This is a genomic window from Paragemmobacter ruber, from assembly GCF_009908315.1.
Lineage (GTDB): Bacteria > Pseudomonadota > Alphaproteobacteria > Rhodobacterales > Rhodobacteraceae > Paragemmobacter > Paragemmobacter ruber.
This window is the reverse complement of record NZ_JAAATW010000001.1, coordinates 354,850-373,061: the sequence shown is the minus strand read 5'-3', so window position 1 is coordinate 373,061 and position 18,212 is coordinate 354,850. Positions and strand designations below refer to the sequence as shown.

At 67.5% G+C, this 18,212-nt stretch carries 14 protein-coding genes and 1 pseudogene; 10 read left to right on the top strand and 5 right to left on the bottom strand.

Annotated features, from left to right (window positions below; translation table 11 throughout):
* Nucleotides 1-177 precede the first annotated feature (177 nt).
* Complete coding sequence (locus GU920_RS01820) at nucleotides 178-2,730, top strand: ATP-dependent helicase (protein ID WP_161765276.1); 2,553 nt, start codon at nucleotides 178-180, stop codon at nucleotides 2,728-2,730.
* 658 nt (nucleotides 2,731-3,388) lie between these two features.
* Here GU920_RS01820 and GU920_RS01815 read toward each other — a convergent pair.
* Nucleotides 3,389-3,604 carry a DUF1127 domain-containing protein gene (locus GU920_RS01815; protein ID WP_161765275.1) on the bottom strand — a complete coding sequence of 72 codons (216 nt, stop codon included), beginning with the start codon at nucleotides 3,602-3,604 and terminating at the stop codon, nucleotides 3,389-3,391.
* Nucleotides 3,605-3,862: 258 nt separating this feature from the next.
* Here GU920_RS01815 and GU920_RS01810 point away from each other — a divergent pair, with 258 nt between their 5' ends.
* The 8 genes from GU920_RS01810 (at nucleotide 3,863) to mraY (ending at nucleotide 13,663) form a co-directional block, all read left to right on the top strand.
* Nucleotides 3,863-4,936: an Mrp/NBP35 family ATP-binding protein gene (locus GU920_RS01810; protein WP_161765274.1), complete on the top strand. Its 1,074-nt coding sequence runs from the start codon at nucleotides 3,863-3,865 to the stop codon at nucleotides 4,934-4,936.
* Between the two features lie 1,000 nt (nucleotides 4,937-5,936).
* On the top strand, nucleotides 5,937-6,443 hold the full coding sequence (locus GU920_RS01805; protein WP_161765273.1) for a division/cell wall cluster transcriptional repressor MraZ: 507 nt from the start codon (nucleotides 5,937-5,939) through the stop codon (nucleotides 6,441-6,443).
* Nucleotides 6,444-6,446: 3 nt separating this feature from the next.
* Nucleotides 6,447-7,451, top strand: coding sequence for a 16S rRNA (cytosine(1402)-N(4))-methyltransferase RsmH (rsmH, locus tag GU920_RS01800; RefSeq protein ID WP_161765272.1), 1,005 nt, complete (start codon nucleotides 6,447-6,449; stop codon nucleotides 7,449-7,451).
* On the top strand, nucleotides 7,451-7,849 hold the full coding sequence (gene ftsL, locus GU920_RS01795; RefSeq protein WP_161765271.1) for a cell division protein FtsL: 399 nt from the start codon (nucleotides 7,451-7,453) through the stop codon (nucleotides 7,847-7,849). Before rsmH ends, ftsL begins: the two co-directional genes overlap by 1 nt.
* Nucleotides 7,846-9,633 carry a peptidoglycan D,D-transpeptidase FtsI family protein gene (locus tag GU920_RS01790; RefSeq protein WP_161765270.1) on the top strand — a complete coding sequence of 596 codons (1,788 nt, stop codon included), beginning with the start codon at nucleotides 7,846-7,848 and terminating at the stop codon, nucleotides 9,631-9,633. The genes ftsL and GU920_RS01790 overlap by 4 nt, the downstream gene beginning before the upstream one ends.
* 22 nt (nucleotides 9,634-9,655) lie before the next feature.
* Complete coding sequence (locus GU920_RS01785; protein ID WP_161765269.1) at nucleotides 9,656-11,137, top strand: UDP-N-acetylmuramoyl-L-alanyl-D-glutamate--2,6-diaminopimelate ligase; 1,482 nt, start codon at nucleotides 9,656-9,658, stop codon at nucleotides 11,135-11,137.
* Nucleotides 11,134-12,579, top strand: coding sequence for a UDP-N-acetylmuramoyl-tripeptide--D-alanyl-D-alanine ligase (locus tag GU920_RS01780; RefSeq protein WP_161766476.1), 1,446 nt, complete (start codon nucleotides 11,134-11,136; stop codon nucleotides 12,577-12,579). The genes GU920_RS01785 and GU920_RS01780 overlap by 4 nt, the downstream gene beginning before the upstream one ends.
* A 1-nt stretch (nucleotide 12,580) precedes the next feature.
* Entirely contained in the window at nucleotides 12,581-13,663 is a 1,083-nt protein-coding gene (mraY, locus tag GU920_RS01775) for a phospho-N-acetylmuramoyl-pentapeptide-transferase (protein WP_161765268.1), read from the top strand.
* Between the two features lie 149 nt (nucleotides 13,664-13,812).
* Here the strand turns inward: mraY and GU920_RS01770 are convergent, their stop codons facing one another.
* The 4 genes from GU920_RS01770 to GU920_RS01755 form a co-directional block, all read right to left on the bottom strand.
* A complete protein-coding gene (locus GU920_RS01770) occupies nucleotides 13,813-14,355 on the bottom strand; it encodes a biotin transporter BioY (RefSeq protein WP_161765267.1) in 543 nt (180 codons plus the stop codon).
* A gap of 27 nt (nucleotides 14,356-14,382) precedes the next feature.
* Nucleotides 14,383-14,982 (bottom strand): energy-coupling factor transporter transmembrane component T family protein, encoded by a 600-nt coding sequence (locus GU920_RS01765; RefSeq protein ID WP_161765266.1) that lies wholly within the window; start codon nucleotides 14,980-14,982, stop codon nucleotides 14,383-14,385.
* Nucleotides 14,983-15,006: 24 nt separating this feature from the next.
* Nucleotides 15,007-15,786, bottom strand: a complete 780-nt coding sequence (locus GU920_RS01760; protein WP_161765265.1) for an energy-coupling factor ABC transporter ATP-binding protein — start codon at nucleotides 15,784-15,786, stop codon at nucleotides 15,007-15,009.
* A gap of 97 nt (nucleotides 15,787-15,883) precedes the next feature.
* On the bottom strand, nucleotides 15,884-17,161 hold the full coding sequence (locus GU920_RS01755; RefSeq protein ID WP_161765264.1) for a 4-aminobutyrate--2-oxoglutarate transaminase: 1,278 nt from the start codon (nucleotides 17,159-17,161) through the stop codon (nucleotides 15,884-15,886).
* 197 nt (nucleotides 17,162-17,358) lie between these two features.
* Here GU920_RS01755 and dprA point away from each other — a divergent pair.
* Nucleotides 17,359-18,210 (top strand): annotated as a pseudogene (dprA, locus tag GU920_RS19875) (DNA-processing protein DprA); the annotation flags it as partial.
* Nucleotides 18,211-18,212: the final 2 nt, after the last annotated feature.

Sequence of the window (18,212 nt, the reverse complement as noted above, 5' to 3'; positions counted from 1 at the left end):
CGGATCGACCCACCTTAGGGCTGCTGCAATGCAGCGCAAGGGCGGCGACCGGCATGACATGCAAATTTTGCGAAATATGCAGGCATGGCTTTGCTGGTGCAAAGCGGGGTGGAAAACTTCGCCCGGAACATTTGCGGAACCTTTTCCTTTGCCGCCGATGGCGCTAGGCTGGCATACATGAACGGTTGGGATGAGAACGAAGCCTTCGAGGCGGCCGCGGTACCGCTGTCGCAGCGCGCGCTGATGGCGGCGCGGCCTGCGCCTTATCTGGACGATCTTAACCCCGCGCAGCGCGAGGCGGTGGAGGCGCTGGATGGCCCGGTGCTGATGCTGGCGGGCGCGGGGACGGGCAAGACCAAGGCGCTGACGGCGCGGATCGTGCATCTGTTGCGCATGGGCAAGGCGCGGCCGAACGAGATTCTGGCCGTGACCTTTACCAACAAGGCCGCGCGCGAGATGAAGCTGCGCGTGGGGCGGATGCTGGGCGAGGTGGCCGAAGGGATGCCGTGGATGGGCACCTTCCATTCGCTGTCGGTCAAGATCCTGCGGCGCCATGCGGAACTGGTGGGGTTGAAGTCGAATTTCACGATCCTCGACACGGATGATCAGATCCGCCTGCTGAAGCAGTTGATCGTGGCCGCGAATATCGACGAAAAGCGCTGGCCCGCGCGGATGCTGGCGGGGATGATCGACGGCTGGAAGAACCGCGCGCTGACGCCGGAGCGGGTGCCGTCATCGGAAGCGTCGGGCTATGCCCATCGCGGGACAGAGCTTTACGCCCAGTATCAGGAGCGGCTGCGCACGCTGAACGCCTGCGATTTCGGCGATCTGCTGTTGCATTGCGTGGTGATCTTTCAGGCGCATGAGGATGTGCTGGCGCAGTATCAGCGCTGGTTCCGCTACATCCTGGTGGACGAATATCAGGATACCAACGTGGCGCAGTATCTGTGGCTGCGGCTGTTGGCGCAGGGGCATCGCAACATCTGCTGCGTGGGGGATGACGACCAGTCGATCTATGGCTGGCGCGGCGCCGAGGTGGGCAACATCCTGCGCTTCGAGAAGGATTTTCCCGGCGCGCATGTGGTGCGGCTGGAGCAGAATTACCGGTCCACGCCCCATATTCTGGCCGCCGCGTCGGGGGTGATCGCGGGCAATGCGGGGCGCCTGGGCAAGACGCTGTGGACGGATGTGAAGGAGGGCGAGAAGGTTCGCCTGATCGGCCATTGGGACGGCGAGGAAGAGGCGCGCTGGATCGGCGAGGAGATCGAGGCGCTGCAGCGGGGCCGGCGGGGGCTGGATCCCGTGGGGCTGGACGGGCAGGCGATCCTTGTGCGCGCCAGCCACCAGATGCGGGCCTTCGAGGACCGCTTCCTGACCATCGGGCTGCCCTATCGCGTGATCGGCGGCCCGCGCTTTTACGAGCGGCAGGAGATCCGCGATGCGATGGCCTATTTCCGGCTGGCCGTCAGCCCCGAGGATGATCTGGCCTTTGAGCGGGTGGTGAATGTCCCCAAGCGTGGCTTGGGCGACAAGGCGCAGGCCGATATCCAGCGCACGGCCCGGCAGGCGGGGGTGGCGCTGCATGAGGGTGCGCGGGAACTGGTGGCCAATGGCGGGATCGGCGGCAAGGGCGCGGGGCAGTTGCGCGCCTTTGTGGAAGGGATCGACCGCTGGCATTGGTTTGTTTCCAATACTCACAATCCGGTGGAAATTGACCGATACTCAGAACGACTCGTCACCCTGAGGGTCGAAAGAGAGGCACGTCTAGAGCAGCTCGCCGTCCTAGCTGAAGGAGATCCATTGGCGGAAGACTTGCGCTTGGACCTTAGTAGGCTCGCGTCCCGGATAGCAGTTTGCAAGCGCGACTTGGATATCCTTGACGGCAGCCACATGCTTCTGGCCGAGATGATCTTGGAGGAGTCGGGCTACACCGAGATGTGGCAGAACGACAAGACGCCCGAGGCGCCCGGGCGGCTTGAGAACCTGAAGGAACTGATCAAGGCCCTGGAGCAGTTCGACAATCTGCAAGGCTTCCTTGAGCATGTCGCGTTGATCATGGACAACGAGACGGAAGAGGCGGGCGAGAAGGTTTCGATCATGACGCTGCATGCGGCGAAGGGGTTGGAGTTTCCGGTCGTCTTCCTGCCGGGCTGGGAGGATGGGCTGTTCCCCAGCCAGCGGTCGATGGATGAGAGCGGGCTGAAGGGGTTGGAGGAAGAGCGGCGGCTGGCCTATGTGGGGATCACGCGGGCGGAAGAGTTGTGCACGATTTCCTTTGCCTCCAACCGCAGGGTTTATGGGCAGTGGCAAAGCCAGCTGCCCAGCCGATTTATCGACGAGTTGCCACAGGCGCATGTCGAGGTGCTGACGCCGCCGGGGCTGTATGGTGGGGGCTTTGGCGCGGCGGCGCCTTTCGCGGTGTCGTCGGCGATGGATGAGCGGGTCTCCAAGGCGGATGTCTACAACTCGCCCGGTTGGAAGCGGATGCAGGACCGCGTGCAGACGCGCGGGGTGGCCCAGCCGCAGGAGGCGCGGGGCATGGTGATCGACGCAACCGCTGTGTCGGCCTTCAGCGAGGGCGATCGGGTGTTCCATCGCAAGTTCGGCTATGGGATCGTGACGGGGATCGAGGGCGACAAGCTGGAAATCGACTTCTCCAAGGCCGGGATCAAGAAGGTGGTGGCGGGGTTCATCGTGGCCGCCGAGGATGCGGATGACGTGCCGTTCTGAGTGGCCTTTTGACCACGCCGCGCGGCGGGCCATTCCTGCCTAATTGCTTGATATAATTGTATTATTTTCGCGGCGGGCGCAGGCTTTTGCCGCGCAGAGCGATTCTTCCTGCCCTGAAATGGAAAACGGCGGCGCCAGAGGGAGGAGGGCGCCGCCGCAATCGAACGGTCCGGCCAGGGAGGAGGGGAAGCCGACCGCAGGTTCGACCCGGCCAGGGAGGAGGAGAGGCCGAGCGCGAATGATGTGCGGCGACCCCAGGGAGGAGGAGCGGGGCCGCCGCTGGTCCGACGGGCCCCAGGGAGGAGGAGGGGGCCCTTCGTACAGCATGTGGGGTTTGCACCCCGAAACTTTGCGCGGCGACCCCTGGGAGGAGGAGTGGGGTCGCCGCTGGTCCGATGGCCCTCAGGGAGGAGGAGGAGGGCCGCCGTACACCGTTGGGGCAAGTGCCCCGAATAAGGGTGCGGCGGTTCCTGGGAGGAGGAGCGGAACCGCCGCTTTTCCGCATGTCCCCAGGGAGGAGGAGGGGGACTTCGGATCTGTCATGGAAGTATACGCATCAGCGCAGCTTCCGGATCAAAGTGCGGCGGTGCCAGGGAGGAGGAGAAGCACCGCCGCTTTTGCCACGGGCCCCGGGAGGAGGTGGGACCCAGCAAGAAACTTACTTGCCGTAGGCCGCTTCGCGGGCCACGGAGAGGACGTCGGCCCGGGCAATGCCCAGATCGGCCAGTTCGCGATCGGTCAACGCGTTCAGTTCGCGGACCGTCTGCTTGTACACGGCGCGGCGGGCAAGGTTCGCTTTCGTCAGGGCGACAAAGCCCGAGATGCGATCCGCCAGCGAGAAAGACGCGGCGCGGGAAGAGTTCACATAAGCCATTTCGATCAGCCTCAGTTTGCTACACGATATCCGGACAGCGTTCTGTTGCGCTGTTACCGGAAACATGGGCCATATGCTGCAGCTGCACAATAGCCGGGGTCTGCAATGCTGCCATGCAGCAACCGCATGGCTGTGTGTCTTGAAAATGTCATGAATTTCAGGGGTTTCGATGAAAACCTGAGCAGATGGTCAACTTGACCTTGCCGTGTGATGCAAAGATGGCGAGGTTTGCCGAAAGCTTGTGCAGGAGAAGAACAGATGACGGTTGCGCGCGAGTTAATCATGCGGGCTTTGGCGGGGGTCCCCCTGCCTGGCGGGGGAGATCTGGTGTCGCGCGATCTGATTCGCGCGCTGACTGTTGACGGGGCCGCCGTGCGTTTCGTGATCGAGGCGGAAAGCCCCGAGGCGGCCCGCGCGCTGGGGCCGGTGCAGGCGGCGGCGGAGGCGGCGGTGCGCGCCCTGCCGGGGGTGGAAACGGTGCAGGTGGTGATGACGGCGCATGGCCCGGCGGCGAAGGCCGCCCCGCCCAGCCTGAAGATCGGGCAGCATCCGACGCCCCAGCAGGGCGGGCCGCAGAAGGTATCGGGCGTGGACCGGATCATCGCGGTGGCAAGCGGGAAGGGGGGCGTGGGGAAATCCACCGTGTCGTCGAACCTTGCCGTGGCGCTGGCGCGGCAGGGGCGGCGGGTGGGGCTGCTCGATGCCGATATCTATGGGCCGAGCCAGCCGCGCATGATGGGGGTGAACCGGCGCCCCGCAAGCCCGGATGGCAAGATTATCGAGCCTTTGCAGGCGCATGGCGTGACGATGATGTCGATCGGGCTGATGCTGAAAGAGGATGAGGCGGTCATCTGGCGGGGGCCGATGATCATGGGGGCCTTGCAGCAACTGCTGGGGCAGGTGGCGTGGGGGCGGCTGGATGTGCTGATCATCGACCTGCCGCCAGGGACGGGGGATATCCAGCTGTCGCTGGCGCAGCGGACGCAGCTGACGGGGGCGCTGGTGGTGTCCACCCCGCAGGACGTGGCGCTGCTGGATGCGCGCAAGGCGCTGGACATGTTTGCCAAGTTGAAGGTGCCGGTGCTGGGGCTGATCGAGAATATGTCCACCTTCTGCTGCCCCAATTGCGGGCATGAGACGCAGATCTTCGGCCATGGCGGGGTGAAGGCGGAGGCGGCCAAGCTGGGGCTGCCGTTCCTGGGCGAGTTGCCGCTGGCGCTGTCGGTGCGGATGGCGGGGGATGCGGGGACGCCCATCGCGGCGACGGATGCGCCCGAGGCGGAGGCCTATGCGCGCCTGGCGCGGGGGTTGATTGCGGGCGGGATGGCGTAAATTCTGACGGCCTTTTCAAGCGGTTTGGCGAAATCAGGTGTGCAGGAACGGGTGCAGGCGCGCGTGCAGACGCGCGTGCATACCGATTTCTGCCCTTTGCGCGGGCGGGGGCTGGTTCACCGTGCGTGGCCGCACAGGCCGGGCAGAGGTGGCGCCGCCGTGCTGATCCGTCCCGATGGAGCGGAACCGGTCGTCGGCGCCTTTGTGGCGACGTAACCCCGCCATGCCATACGGTCGAGGGGCGCGCCGGCGGCAAGGGATGTGATCCGGGGTCCTGGGTCAGGCCCGGGGCGCGGTTTGCGCGCCCCAAGCGGCCGCGCGACCGGGACCGGGTGGGATGTGCCGGGACGGGCGCACGCCGCGAATCACTAATCTGGGAAAACGTGGGATGAGCGGTGCCGGATGGCGGATTCTGGGGGATTCTGCCATAGTCTTGCCGTGATTGCCGCCCGTTGACCGCTGGACCGGGCATCCTGACGTCTTGGGCCGAAAAAAGTTGGGAAAGTCTGGGACAGGATGGCCCTTCACGAAGGGTCACTAGATTTTGTGTGTAGTTGATCGGTCTGCTGCAATTTGTGGGAAGTGGCCTGTGGATAACCCTACCAAATCCTGTGTTGGCGGGGGGTGCTGAACAAGATGTGGCCCATTCTCGCCCGTTCTTTCCCGAAAATTTCCGTTGCGTACCACGTTTTCCCAAGGCATACAGTTTTCACGACGATGAGGACGGGAAGGACGAAAGCAGGGGCGGCACAAGACCCCGAACAGGCGAAAGCAGGCTTCATACAGGCCCCGCCTTCATCGAAACCAGAGATCCGGCGCGCGAGCGAGCAGACATCTCCCCCAGGTGGCGCGCGTAGCTGGACGCCCAGCGATGGGACAGGCGGCGGATCGAGCAGTGGCAGCAGCTCGGTCCGCCGTTTCCGTTTTCAGGGTCCGCATGGGGCGGGCAGGGGCCTGACGGAGCAGGGCAAGAGCTGCGTGTGAGGAGGCCGGAAGGCCGATGTCGGAGGCGTTCAGAGGCGAGTTCACCCAGAAGGTGGACGGTAAGGCGCGGGTCTTGATCCCGGCAGCCTTTCGCCGTGTTCTGGAGGCCGGAGACCCTGACAGCACCCGCAAGCGCATCGTGATCGTCTATGGCGACGAGCGCCGGAAATTCGCGGAATGTTACACGATTGCGGGCGCGCAGCGCCTTGAGTCGATGATCCGCCGCAAACCCATCGGGTCGCGCGAGCGGCGCATTCTTGAGCGCAACATGATCACCCTGTCGGCGACGGTGGAGATCGACGATGACGGGCGGATCGTGCTGCCGCCCAAGGTGCGCGAGAAGATCGGGATGACGGCATCGGAGGGCGGCGAGGCGGTGCTGGCCGGTTCGCTGGACACGTTCCAGCTGTGGAAGGCCGATGTCTATGAGGACGACATCCTTGGCGCGGCCGAGGCGGATCTGGCGACGCTGCCTGAGGATATGGACATCCTGTCGCTGCTGGGCGACCTGCCGGAGGTGTGAGCCTTGGCCAACAGCGATCAGGAGATCGGTCGCATCCCCCACATCCCGGTGCTTTTGCGCCCCTTGCTGGAGGCTGTGGCCCCGGTTGCGGGTGACTGGCTGGACGGCACCTTTGGCGCGGGTGGCTATGCGCGGGGGTTGCTGGAGGCCGGTGCGGCGCGGGTGACGGGGGTGGACCGCGATCCGCTGGCCTTGCAGATGGCGGCGGGATGGGCGGGGACCTATGGGGGCCGGCTGCGGCTGGTGGCGGGGAATTTCGCCGATCTCGATGCCCATGCGTGCGGGCCGCTGGATGGGATCGTGCTGGATCTGGGCGTGTCGTCGATGCAGCTGGACCGGGCGGAGCGGGGGTTTTCGTTCCAGAAGGACGGCCCCCTCGACATGCGGATGAGCCAGGACGGGCCGAGCGCGGCGGATCTTGTGAACACGGCGCCCGAGGGCGTGCTGGCGGATATCCTCTATCATTATGGCGAAGAGCGGGCTTCGCGCCGGATCGCGCGGGCGATTGCCGAGGCGCGGGCGGTGGAGCCTGTCACCACGACGCTGCGGCTGGCCGAGATCGTGGCGAAATGCCTGCCGCGCCCGAAGCCCGGGCAGAGCCATCCGGCGACGCGCAGCTTTCAGGCGATCCGCATCGCGGTGAATACGGAGTTCGACAGTCTGGCCGGAGGCTTGCAGGCGGCGGAGCGGGCGTTGAAGCCTGGCGGGCGGCTGGCGGTGGTGACGTTCCACAGCCTTGAGGACCGGATCGTGAAGCGGTTCTTCCAGATCGCGAGCGGGGCCGAGGCCAATGCCAACCGCTATGCGCCCGCGCGGGCCGATCAGGCGGCGCGCTTCGAGATGATCACCAAAAAGGCGGTGGCTCCGGATGCGGCGGAGCTTGCCGCCAATCCGCGCGCCCGCAGCGCCAAGCTGCGCGTGGCCCGCCGCACCCATGCCCCGGCACAGGCCATCGCGCCCGAGGCGCTGGGCCTGCCGGACCTGCAACCGAAGAAAGGACGCCGCTGATGCGACCTGTGTTTTTCGTCCTCACCTTCCTTGGCGTGATGGCGCTGTGCTTCTGGGCCTATCGCGAGAACTATGCCACGCAGGCCGCGCTGCGCGACATGGGGCGGTTGCAGAACGAGATTGCCAGCTTGCGCGAGGCGCTGGCGTTGCAGCGGGCGGAATGGGCCTATCTGAACCGGCCCGAGCGGCTACGCGAACTGGCGACGCTGAACTTTGACCGGCTGGGGCTGCTGCCGCTGGAGCCGGTGCAGTTCGGTGCGGCGGCGCAGGTGTCCTATCCCGCGCCGATGCTGCTGCCGGGGGATGACCTGTTTCCCGATATCTCGAACCCGGTCGATGTGACCGGGCAGTTTTCCACCGAACCGGCCCCGAGCCCCGTTGACGGACAGTTTCCATGATCCGCACCCCCCTGCGCCCGCTTGCCCGTATCCTGCTGGCCCGCCAGAAGGGCGAGAACCCGGACACGATCGAACGCGAGAACCTGCGCCTGCGGCATGAGGAGATCCGTGACCGCAGCCGGGCGCGGGCGGAGGTGCGGCTGTTGTTTCTGAGCCTTGGGTTTCTGGCGGCCTTTTCCACCATCGGGGCGCGGATGGGCCTTCTGGCCGCGACCGAGCCGGTGGAGCCGCGGTCTGCCTCGGCCGGGGCGCAGATCATGGCGACGCGGGCCGATATCACCGACCGCAACGGCCGGATTCTGGCTACGAACATGCAGACCAATTCGCTTTATGCCCAGCCCAAGGACATGGTCGATCCCGGGCGGGTGGCGCGCGAACTGGCGAAGATCTTCCCCGAGATCGACCCCGTGGCGCTGGAGCGGCGGCTGACAGACGGGCGGTCCTTCCTGTGGATCCGCCGGGTGATGAGCCCCGAGCAGATGCAGCGGGTGCATGAGATCGGCGATCCGGGGCTGTTGTTCGGGCCGCGCGAGATGCGGCTTTACCCCAACGGGACGCTGGCCGCGCATGTGCTGGGCGGGGCGAGTTTCGGCGCCGAGGGCGTGTCGAGCGCCGAGGTGATCGGGACGGCGGGGATCGAGAAGGCGCTGGATGCACGGCTGCGCGACCCGGCGCAGGCGGGCACGCCGCTGGCGCTGTCGATCGACCTGACGCTGCAGGCGGCGGTGGAAGAGATCCTTGAGACCGGCAAGACCATGCTGAATGCCAAGGGCGCGGCGGCGATCCTGATGGATGTGCGGACGGGCGAGATCCTGTCGCTGGCCTCGCTGCCCGCGTTTGATCCGAATGACCGGCCGAACCCGCTGGTGAAGGGCGATCCGGGCGACAGCCCGCTGTTCAACCGGGCGGTGCAGGGGGTGTATGAGCTGGGCTCCACCTTCAAGATCTTCACCGCGGCCAATGCGCTGAACCTTGGGCTGGTGGCGCCCGATACGATGGTGGATGCCAACGCGCCGCGCAAATGGGGCCGCTTCACCATCCGCGAGTTCCAGAACAAGAATTACGGCCCGCTGCTTTCGGTGCATGATGTGATCGTGAAATCGTCGAACGTGGGGACGGCGAACCTTGCGCTGATGATCGGGGCAGAGCGGCAGGCGGCGTTCTTCCAGTCGCTGGGGTTCATGGATCCCACGGTGATCGAACTGGTGGAGGCGCCGGGGGCGCGGCCCATCGTGCCGAAGCGCTGGCCGGACATCACGACGATCACCACCTCGTACGGGCATGGCATATCGGCCAGCCCGATGCATCTGGCGGTGGCCTATGCGGCGATTGCCAATGGCGGGGTGCGGGTGACGCCCACGCTGTTGCGCGGGGGCGTGCCGCAAAACGGCGCGCGGGTGATGAGCCCCGAGACGGCGGCGGCGTCGATCGACATGCTGCGCGGCGTGGTGGCCGAGGGGACGGCGACGCTGGGCGATGTGCCGGGTTATCAGGTGGCAGGCAAGACCGGGACAGCGGAAAAGCCCAACGCGCAGGGCGGTTATGACGAGGACAAGGTGGTGAACACATTCGCCAGCATGTTCCCGGCCAATGACCCGAAATATGTGCTTGTGGTCACGCTGGATGAGCCGGTGGAGACATCGGGCAGCGAGCCGCGCCGCACGGCGGGGTGGACGGCGGTGCCGGTGGCGGGCGAGATCATCCGCCGGGCGGCCCCGCTCCTGGGTCTGCGGCCGGTGGTTGAACCCCCGCCAGTGGATGAGCTAACAGCCGTCGCGAACTGAGGCAGACGGGTAAGGGGCGCAGATGGCCGGGGGCAGGAAACTTTCGGAACTCGGTCTGGCGGCGCGGGGCGGGCGCGACCCGGTGCTGAGCGGCATCACGCTGGACAGCCGGGCGGTGAAGGACGGGTTCCTGTTCGCCGCCCTGCCGGGGGCGGCGCAGCACGGGGCCGCGTTCATCGGCCCGGCCTTGCGGATGGGCGCGGCGGCGGTGTTGACGGATGCGGCGGGCGCGCGGATCGCGTCCGAGGCGCTGGCGGGCAGCGATGCCGCGCTGGTGGTGGCCGAGGATGTGCGGGCCGCGCTGGCGGGCGCGGCGGCGCTGTGGTTCGGGGCACAGCCCGCGACCATGGTCGCGGTGACCGGGACGAACGGCAAGACATCCGTTGCGACCTTCACCCGGCAGATCTGGGCGGCGCTGGGACATCCGGCGATCAACATCGGGACGACGGGCGTGGAAGGCGCGTGGTCGGCGCCGTCATCGCATACGACGCCCGATGCAATCACCCTGCACGCGATGCTGGCGCAGGCGGCGGCGGCGGGGGTGACCCATGCGGCGATGGAAGCCTCGTCCCACGGGTTGGACCAGCGGCGGCTGGATGGGGTGCGGCTGGCGGCGGCGGGGTTCACCAATTTCACGCAGGACCATCTGGATTATCACGGCACGATGGAGGCCTATTTCGCCGCCAAGGCGGAGCTGTTCGGCCGGGTGCTGCCCGATGATGGGGTGGCGGTGGTCAATGTGAACGATCCGAACGGCGCGCGCATGGCCGAAGTGGCGCGCGCCCGCGGCCAGCGCGTGCTGACCGTGGGACATGCCGATGGCTGCGATCTGAGGATCACCGGGAGCCGGGCCGAGGCCACGGGGCAGGAGGTGCGCTATGTCTGGCAGGGGCTGCAGGCGCATCAGGCGCGGCTGGCGCTGATCGGCGGTTTTCAGGCCGAGAATGTGGCGCTGGCGGCGGGGTTGGTGATCGCGGCGGGCGGGGTTCCGGCCGAGGTTTTCGAGGTGCTGCCCAAGCTTGTGGGGGTGCGGGGGCGGATGCAGCTTGCGGCGACGCGGGCGAACGGGGCGGCGGTCTTTGTCGATTACGCCCATACGCCGGATGCGATTGCCACCGCGCTGCGGGCGCTGCGCCCGCATGTTATGGGGCGGATCGTCATCGTCTTTGGCGCGGGGGGCGACCGGGACCGGGGCAAGCGGCCCCTGATGGGGGCGGCGGCGCGGGAATTTGCCGATGTGCTGTTCGTGACGGATGACAATCCGCGCAGCGAGGATCCGGCCACGATCCGTGCCGCCATCATGGCGGCCTGCCCGGAGGCCAATGAGGTGGGCGACCGGGCCGAGGCGATCCTGCGCGGGGTGGATGCGCTGGGGCCGGGCGATGCGCTGCTGATCGCGGGCAAGGGGCATGAGACGGGGCAGATCATCGCGGGGCAGGTCTATCCCTTTGACGATGTGGAACAGGCAAGCATCGCAGTGGCGGCCTTGGACGGGGTGATCTGATGGCGTTGTGGACTTCGGATGCGGCGGCGGCGGCGACGGGCGGGCGGGTGACGCGGGGTTGGGCGGCCTCGGGCGTGTCGATCGACACGCGCACGCTGCGGCCGGGCGAGCTGTTCGTGGCATTGCGGGACGTGCGCGACGGGCATGATTTCGTGGCGGCCGCGCTGGCGAAGGGGGCGGCGGCGGCCCTGGTGTCGCGGATCCCGGAGGGCGTGGCGGAGGATGCGCCGCTTCTGGTGGTGCCGGATGTGCTGCGCGCGCTGGAGGATCTGGGCCGCGCGGCGCGGGCGCGGACGCGGGCGCGGGTGGTGGGGATCACCGGATCGGTGGGCAAGACATCGACCAAGGAGATGCTGCGCGCCATCCTTGGCGGGCAGGGGCGCGTCCATGCGGCCGAGGCCAGTTACAACAACCATTGGGGCGTGCCCCTGACGCTGGCCCGGATGCCGCAGGAGACGGAATTCGCCGTGATCGAGATCGGGATGAACCATCCCGGCGAGATCGCGCCCCTGGCGCGGATGGCCGATCTGGATGTGGCGATGATCACCACGGTGGCGCCCGCGCATCTGGAGGCGTTCGAGAGCATCGAGGGGATCGCGCAGGAGAAGGCGTCGATCCTTGATGGCCTGCGCCCCGGTGGCGTGGCCGTGCTGAATGCCGATATCGCCACGGCGCCGATCCTGCGGGCCAAGGCGGCGGCAGTGGGCGCGCGGGTGGTGCTGTTTGGCACCGATGCGGGGGCGGATTGGCGCATCCTGTCGGTCGAGATCGCGGGCGAGACGACGGTGGTGCGCGCCACGCGGCGGGGCGTGCCCATCCTGTTCAAGGTGCAGTCGCCGGGGCGGCATTTCGCGGCCAATGCGACCGCCGCGCTGGCGGTGGCTGAGGCGATGGGGTGCGACACGGCGATTTCTGCCTGCGATATCGGCCAGTGGTCGCCGCCGCGCGGGCGCGGCACGCGCGAACGGATCGTGCTGGATGCGCTGGACGAGACGGGGTTCGATCTGATCGACGATGCCTTCAACGCCAATCCCGCCAGCATGGCGGCGGCGCTGGATGTGCTGATCGCGGCGGAGCCCGAAAACGGCAAGGGGCGGCTGGCCACGGGGCGGCGGATCGCGGTCTTGGGCGACATGCTGGAACTGGGGCCGACGGAGGCCGATCTGCACGCGGCCATCGCGCGCCATCCGGGGCTGGCGGCGGTGACGGTGATCCATTGCGTGGGCCCGCGGATGCGGGCGCTGTGGCAGGGGCTGCCCCGCAGCCAGCGTGGCCAGTGGGTGGAGACGGCCGAGGAGCTTGCGCCGCGGGCGCGGTCGCTGGTCGATGCCGGGGATATTGTGCTGGTGAAGGGATCCAAGGGATCCAAGGTCAGTCTGGTCGTTGACGGCCTGCGCAAACTGGGGCAGGCGGTGGCGCCAAGGAACTCGGGGACGGAATGACATGTTCTATTGGCTGACGGCCTTTTCGGATGGCGGGGATTTCTTCAACCTGTTCCGCTATCAGACGGTGCGGGCGGGCGGGGCCTTCCTGACGGCGCTGATCTTCGGTTTCGTCTTCGGGCGGCCGCTGATCGATCTGTTGCGGCGGCGGCAGAAGAAGGGCCAGCCCATCCGCGACGACGGCCCGCAAAGCCATTTCGCCAAGGCAGGCACGCCCACGATGGGGGGGCTTTTGATCCTGTCGGCGCTGATGGTGTCGACCCTGCTCTGGGCGCGGTGGGACAACCCTTATGTCTGGATCGTGCTGCTGGTGACGCTGGCCTTTGGCCTGATCGGCTTTGCCGATGACTATGCCAAGGTCACCAAGCAGAACACCAAGGGCGTGCCGGGGCGGGTGCGGTTCGGGGCGGGGTTGTTGATCGCGGCGCTGGCCAGCTATGCGGCGTCAAGCTTTCATCCCGGGCCGTTGACCAACCAGCTGGCATTTCCGTTCTTCAAGGATCTGCTTTTGAACCTGTGGATCTTCTTCATCCCCTTCGGGATGGTGGTGATCGTGGGCGCGGCCAATGCGGTGAACCTGACGGATGGGCTGGATGGTCTGGCCATCATGCCGGTGATGATCGCGGCGGGCACCTTTGGCGTGATCGCCTATGTGGTGGGGAACGCCAATTACACCGAGTATCTGGGGGTGCATTTCGTGCCCGGCACGGGCGAGCTTTTGATCTTCTGCGCGGCGCTGTTCGGCGGCGGCATGGGGTTTCTGTGGTACAACGCCCCGCCTGCGGCGGTGTTCATGGGGGATACCGGGTCGCTCGCGCTGGGTGGCGCGCTGGGCGCGATCGCCGTCTGCACCAAGCATGAGATCGTGCTGGCGATCGTGGGCGGGCTGTTCGTGGTGGAGGCCCTGAGCGTGATCATCCAGGTCGCCTATTTCAAGGCGACGGGGAAGCGCGTCTTCCTGATGGCGCCGATCCACCACCATTTCGAGAAGAAGGGCTGGGCCGAGCCGCAGATCGTGATCCGGTTCTGGATCATCTCGCTGATCCTTGCGCTGGTGGGGCTGGCCACGCTGAAGGTGCGGTAGGGCGCGATTTTCCTGCGAAAAATCGCAGGAGGGCTGTCCTGTCCACTGAGCGCGGGTTGATGCGTGGCGGGGAAGGGCGATTTTCCTGCTAAAAATCGAAAAGGGCGGCCGGGGGGCCGCCCTTTTTGCCATGCGTCCTTGTGGTGGGATCAGTGGCGTGTGGGCAGGAAGCCCGGGCGCATCCGGGCGAGGCTGTGGGTGATGAGGCCCGTGAGCACCACCTTGATCGCGTCGCCCGGCAGGTAGGCGGTGATCAGGAGCGCCGCCTCTGGCCAGCTTTTGCCCAGCATGATCGCCATCCCGGTGATGCCGAAGGCATAGAGCACGAGGACACCGCCGAGAAAGGCCCCCAGTCCTGCGGCAAGGCCGATGGGGGCGCGGCTGCGTTCCACCACCAGCCCGGCCACGAAGGCGGCGATGGGAAAGCCCATGAGGAAGCCCACCGTGGGCGAGGCGAAGACGCCCAGGCCCCCGCGCCCGCCCGACAGAAGCGGCAATCCCAGCGCGACGAGCAGCAGGAACAAAAGCACTGCCAGCGCGCCGCGCTTGGCCCCCAGCACGGTGCCGCAGAGCATGATGCCGAGGCTCTGGGCCGTGATCGGCACGCCCGTCGCCAGCATGATCTGCGGCACGAAGCCCAAGACCGCGATCAGCGCGGCGAAGAGGGCGATGTGGGACAGGCTGCGTTCCATGGGTGTCTCCTTCTGTGTGGCGGGCATCTAGCCTGCGCCGCCGCGCGCCCGCAAGGCCTCGGCCACCTGATCGGCATCGTCGAGGGTGGCGAGCGTGGCGGGCACGAGGATGCGCCAGCCGGGCCGCCGGGCGGAGCGGGCGCGCCAGGCTTCGGTGATGCGCGACAGGCGGTCGGAGAGGACGGGCAGGAAGCGGATGGTCAGCGCGATGGCCAGGGCAAGGGTGCGCGGCGGCAGGCCGAGGCGGGCGAGCGGGGCGGCGAGGCCTTCGATCACGGCGATCATGTCGGAGAGGCGCGTCGTCATGGTGACGAGGTTGGCCGCGGCCACGGCGGTGATGAGGCGCAGCAGGAGGGCGCTGCCGCCGCGCAGGTCATCGGTCCAGAGATGCCACAGGATGAGGATCAGCACGAAGGGCCAGAGCGGGCGCAACAGGCGCAGGGCATGGCTGGCAAAGGGCAGGCCCCCCGGCAGGTGCAGCGCGGCGACGGTGCCAAGGGCGGCGGCCAGCGCGGGCAGGGTGTCAAACCGGAACAGCGCGGCGGTGAACAGCGCCAGCGCTGCCAGCTTTGCCCCTGCGGGCAGGCGATGGAGCGGGGTTGCCACGGGCGAGGTGAGGGCGAGCATGGGCGCGGATCCGGACGTCAGTAGTCAGTCAGTCTGGCTGGCTGGCTGGGTGGTGGCGGGTGGGGTCATATCGGGGAGGGCGGCGTCGCGGTCGGCCGCGGCCAGACGGTCCATCGCGGCGGTGAAGGCGGGCAGCACGGCGGCGGGTGGGCCGTCCTGGACGACGCGGCCACCGTCGAGCCAGAGGATGCGGTCGGCGGCGGACAGGCTGGCCGGGTCATGGGTGACGGTGATCAGGCGCTGCGGCAGGGCGGCAAGATGGCGGGACAGGCGGATCTGGCTGGGCAGATCGAGCCCGGCGAAGGGTTCGTCCAGAAGGATGGTGCCGGGTTCCATCAGCAGCACCGCCTGCAGGCAGAGCCAGTGCCGCTGGCCTTGGCTCAGCGTGGCGGTGGCGGCCTCGGCCCAATGGGCGCGGCCCTCGGCCGCCAGCCGGGTGCGCGCGATGGCCCGTGCCTCGGCCTCGGTCCGGCCTTGCTGGCGCAGGCCGAAGGCCAGTTCCTCGATCACCGTGGGAAAGAGGATCTGGTGATCGGGGTTCTGGAACAGGATGCCAAGCCGCCCGAGCGCGGCCTTGCGGTCGCGGAAGGGGTCGATGCCGTCAAGCGTCAGCTGGCCCGCCTTGGGCGCGATCAGCCCGGCCAGCAGGCGCAGGAGCGTGGTCTTGCCCGATCCGTTGCGCCCGAGGATGCCGATGCGCGCCTCGGTCAGGGTCAGGGACAGGCCGGACAGCACCGACCGACCGCCCAGTTCGACGGAAACATCGGTCAGACGGAAGCCGGATATGGCGGCAGACAGCTGCATGCTTGTGGCTTAGCGCAAGCGAAAGGGCCATTCCAGTTGGAACGGCCCCCGCTTCATCTTGGCAATAAATACCCAATCGGCGCCGGCCACCCCGCGATCAGGCCTGACGGGCGGCGGCGACGGCCTCTTCGAGGATATCCATCGCTTCGGCGAAATGCGCGTCGGGGATGGTGATGGGCGCGAGGAAGCGGATCACGTTGCCATAGACGCCGCAGGTGAGCAGGATCAGGCCGCGCTTCAGCGCCTCCATCCGCACGCGGCCGGTGAAGCCGGCATCGGGTTCGTGGTTCGACGGGTTGGCGAATTCCACTGCCACCATGAAGCCCGGACCGCGGATATCGCTGATTTCGGGGGTGGTGGAGCGGATCGCCTCGAGCCGCTGCTTGAGCCGCGAGCCCAGTTCATTGGCGCGGGCGCAGAGCTGTTCTTCCTCAATCACGTCAAGCACGGCATGAGAGGCGGCGATGCCCAGCGGGTTGCCCGCATAGGTGCCGCCGAGGCCGCCGGGATTGGCGGCATCCATCAGGTCGGCGCGGCCGGTGACAGCGGCGAGCGGCAGGCCGCCCGCAAGGCCCTTGGCCATGGTGGTAAGGTCCGCGGCCACGCCATGCATCTGCATCGCAAAGAGGTTGCCGGTGCGGGCGAAGCCGGTTTGCACCTCATCGGCGATCATCACGATGCCATGCTTGTCGCACAGCGCGCGGATCGCGCGGACGAGGTCGGTCGGCGCCTCGTAGAAGCCGCCTTCGCCCTGGACGGGTTCAAACACGATGGCGGCCACGCGGGCCGGGTCGAGATCGGCCTTGAAGAGCTTTTCGATGCCCTTGAGCGAATCCTCGGTCGAAATGCCATGCGGCCCCATCGGGAAGGGGACGTGGAAGACGTCGGGCATCATCGCGCCGAAGCCTTTCTTGTAGGGCTCCACCTTGCCGGTCAGGGACATGCCCATGAAGGTGCGGCCGTGGAAGCCGCCGCCAAAGGCGATGACGGCGTTCCGGCCGGTGGCGATGCGGGCGATCTTGACCGCGTTCTCGCAGGCTTCGGCGCCCGTGGTCACGAAGATCGTCTTTTTCGGGAAATCACCCGGAACGGCGGCGTTAAGACGTTCGGCCAGACGGATGTAGTTTTCGTAAGGCAGGACCTGATGGCAGGTATGGGTGAAGCGCGACATCTGTTCGGTCACGGCGGCCATGACCTTGGGGTGGCAATGGCCGGTGTTCACCACGGCGATGCCGGCGGCAAAGTCGATGTAGCGGTTGCCTTCGATATCCCAGATTTCCGCGTTCAGCGCGCGGTCGGCGTAGATCTGGGTCATCATGCCCACACCGCGGGAAATGGCTTCATCCCGGCGGCGGGCGACTTCGGCGTTCAGCATGGCAAGGCTCCATCCAAGGGGGCCCGGCGCGGACCCAAGACATCATCACCATTTGATCAAACTTTCGCTGCGGCTTCAATGACGAAGGCGACAGCGGCGCGGGCATTTCCGTCGCACCCGGAAAGGGGGCGGGGATTCACGGCGAATTAAGGAATCGGCTTCAAACTTGGGGGACAGGGCAGCAGAAGGCGGGCCAGATGCGGGATTTTCAGGATGACGATCCGGTGGATCGGCTGCGGCTGATCCGGTCGCGGCGGGTGGGGGCGGTGACGTTTCATCGGCTGGTGGCGGAACATGGCAGCGTGCGGGCGGCGCTGGCGGCCCTGCCGGATGTGGCGCGCGCGGCGGGCGTGGCGGATTACGCCCCCTGCCCGGTAGAGGTGGCGCGGCACGAGATGGCGCAGGCGCGGCTGGCCGGGGCGCGGATGATCGTGCCGGGGGGCGCGGGCTATCCGGCGGCGCTGGAGGGGATGCCGGATGCGCCGCCGGTTCTGTGGGCGCTGGGCGATGTGGCGCTGCTGTCGCGCCCGGCGATCGCGATCGTGGGGGCGCGGAATGCCTCGTCGCTTGGCGTGCGGATGGCGCGGCGGCTGTCCAAGGAACTGGGCGAGGCGGGGCAGGTGGTGGTGTCGGGCCTTGCGCGCGGGATCGACACCGAGGCGCATCTCGCCGCGCTGGAGACGGGCACGGTGGCGGTGATGGCGGGCGGGGTGGATGTCATCTATCCCGAGGAGAACGTGGCGCTGGCGGCCCGGATCGCCCGGGAAGGGTGCCTGCTGTCGGAACAGCCGATGGGGTTGGTCCCGCAGGCGCGGCATTTCCCGCTGCGCAACCGGATCATCGCGGGGCTGGCGCGCGCGGTCGTGGTGGTGGAGGCGGCGGCGCGGTCTGGCAGTCTGATCACCGCGCGGGATGCGCTGGATCTGGGGCGCGATGTGTTTGCCGTGCCGGGGCATCCATTCGATGCGCGGGCGGCGGGGTGCAACATGCTGATCCGGGATGGCGCGGTGCTGGTGCGGAGCGCTGAGGACGTGCTGGAGGCCCTGGGGAA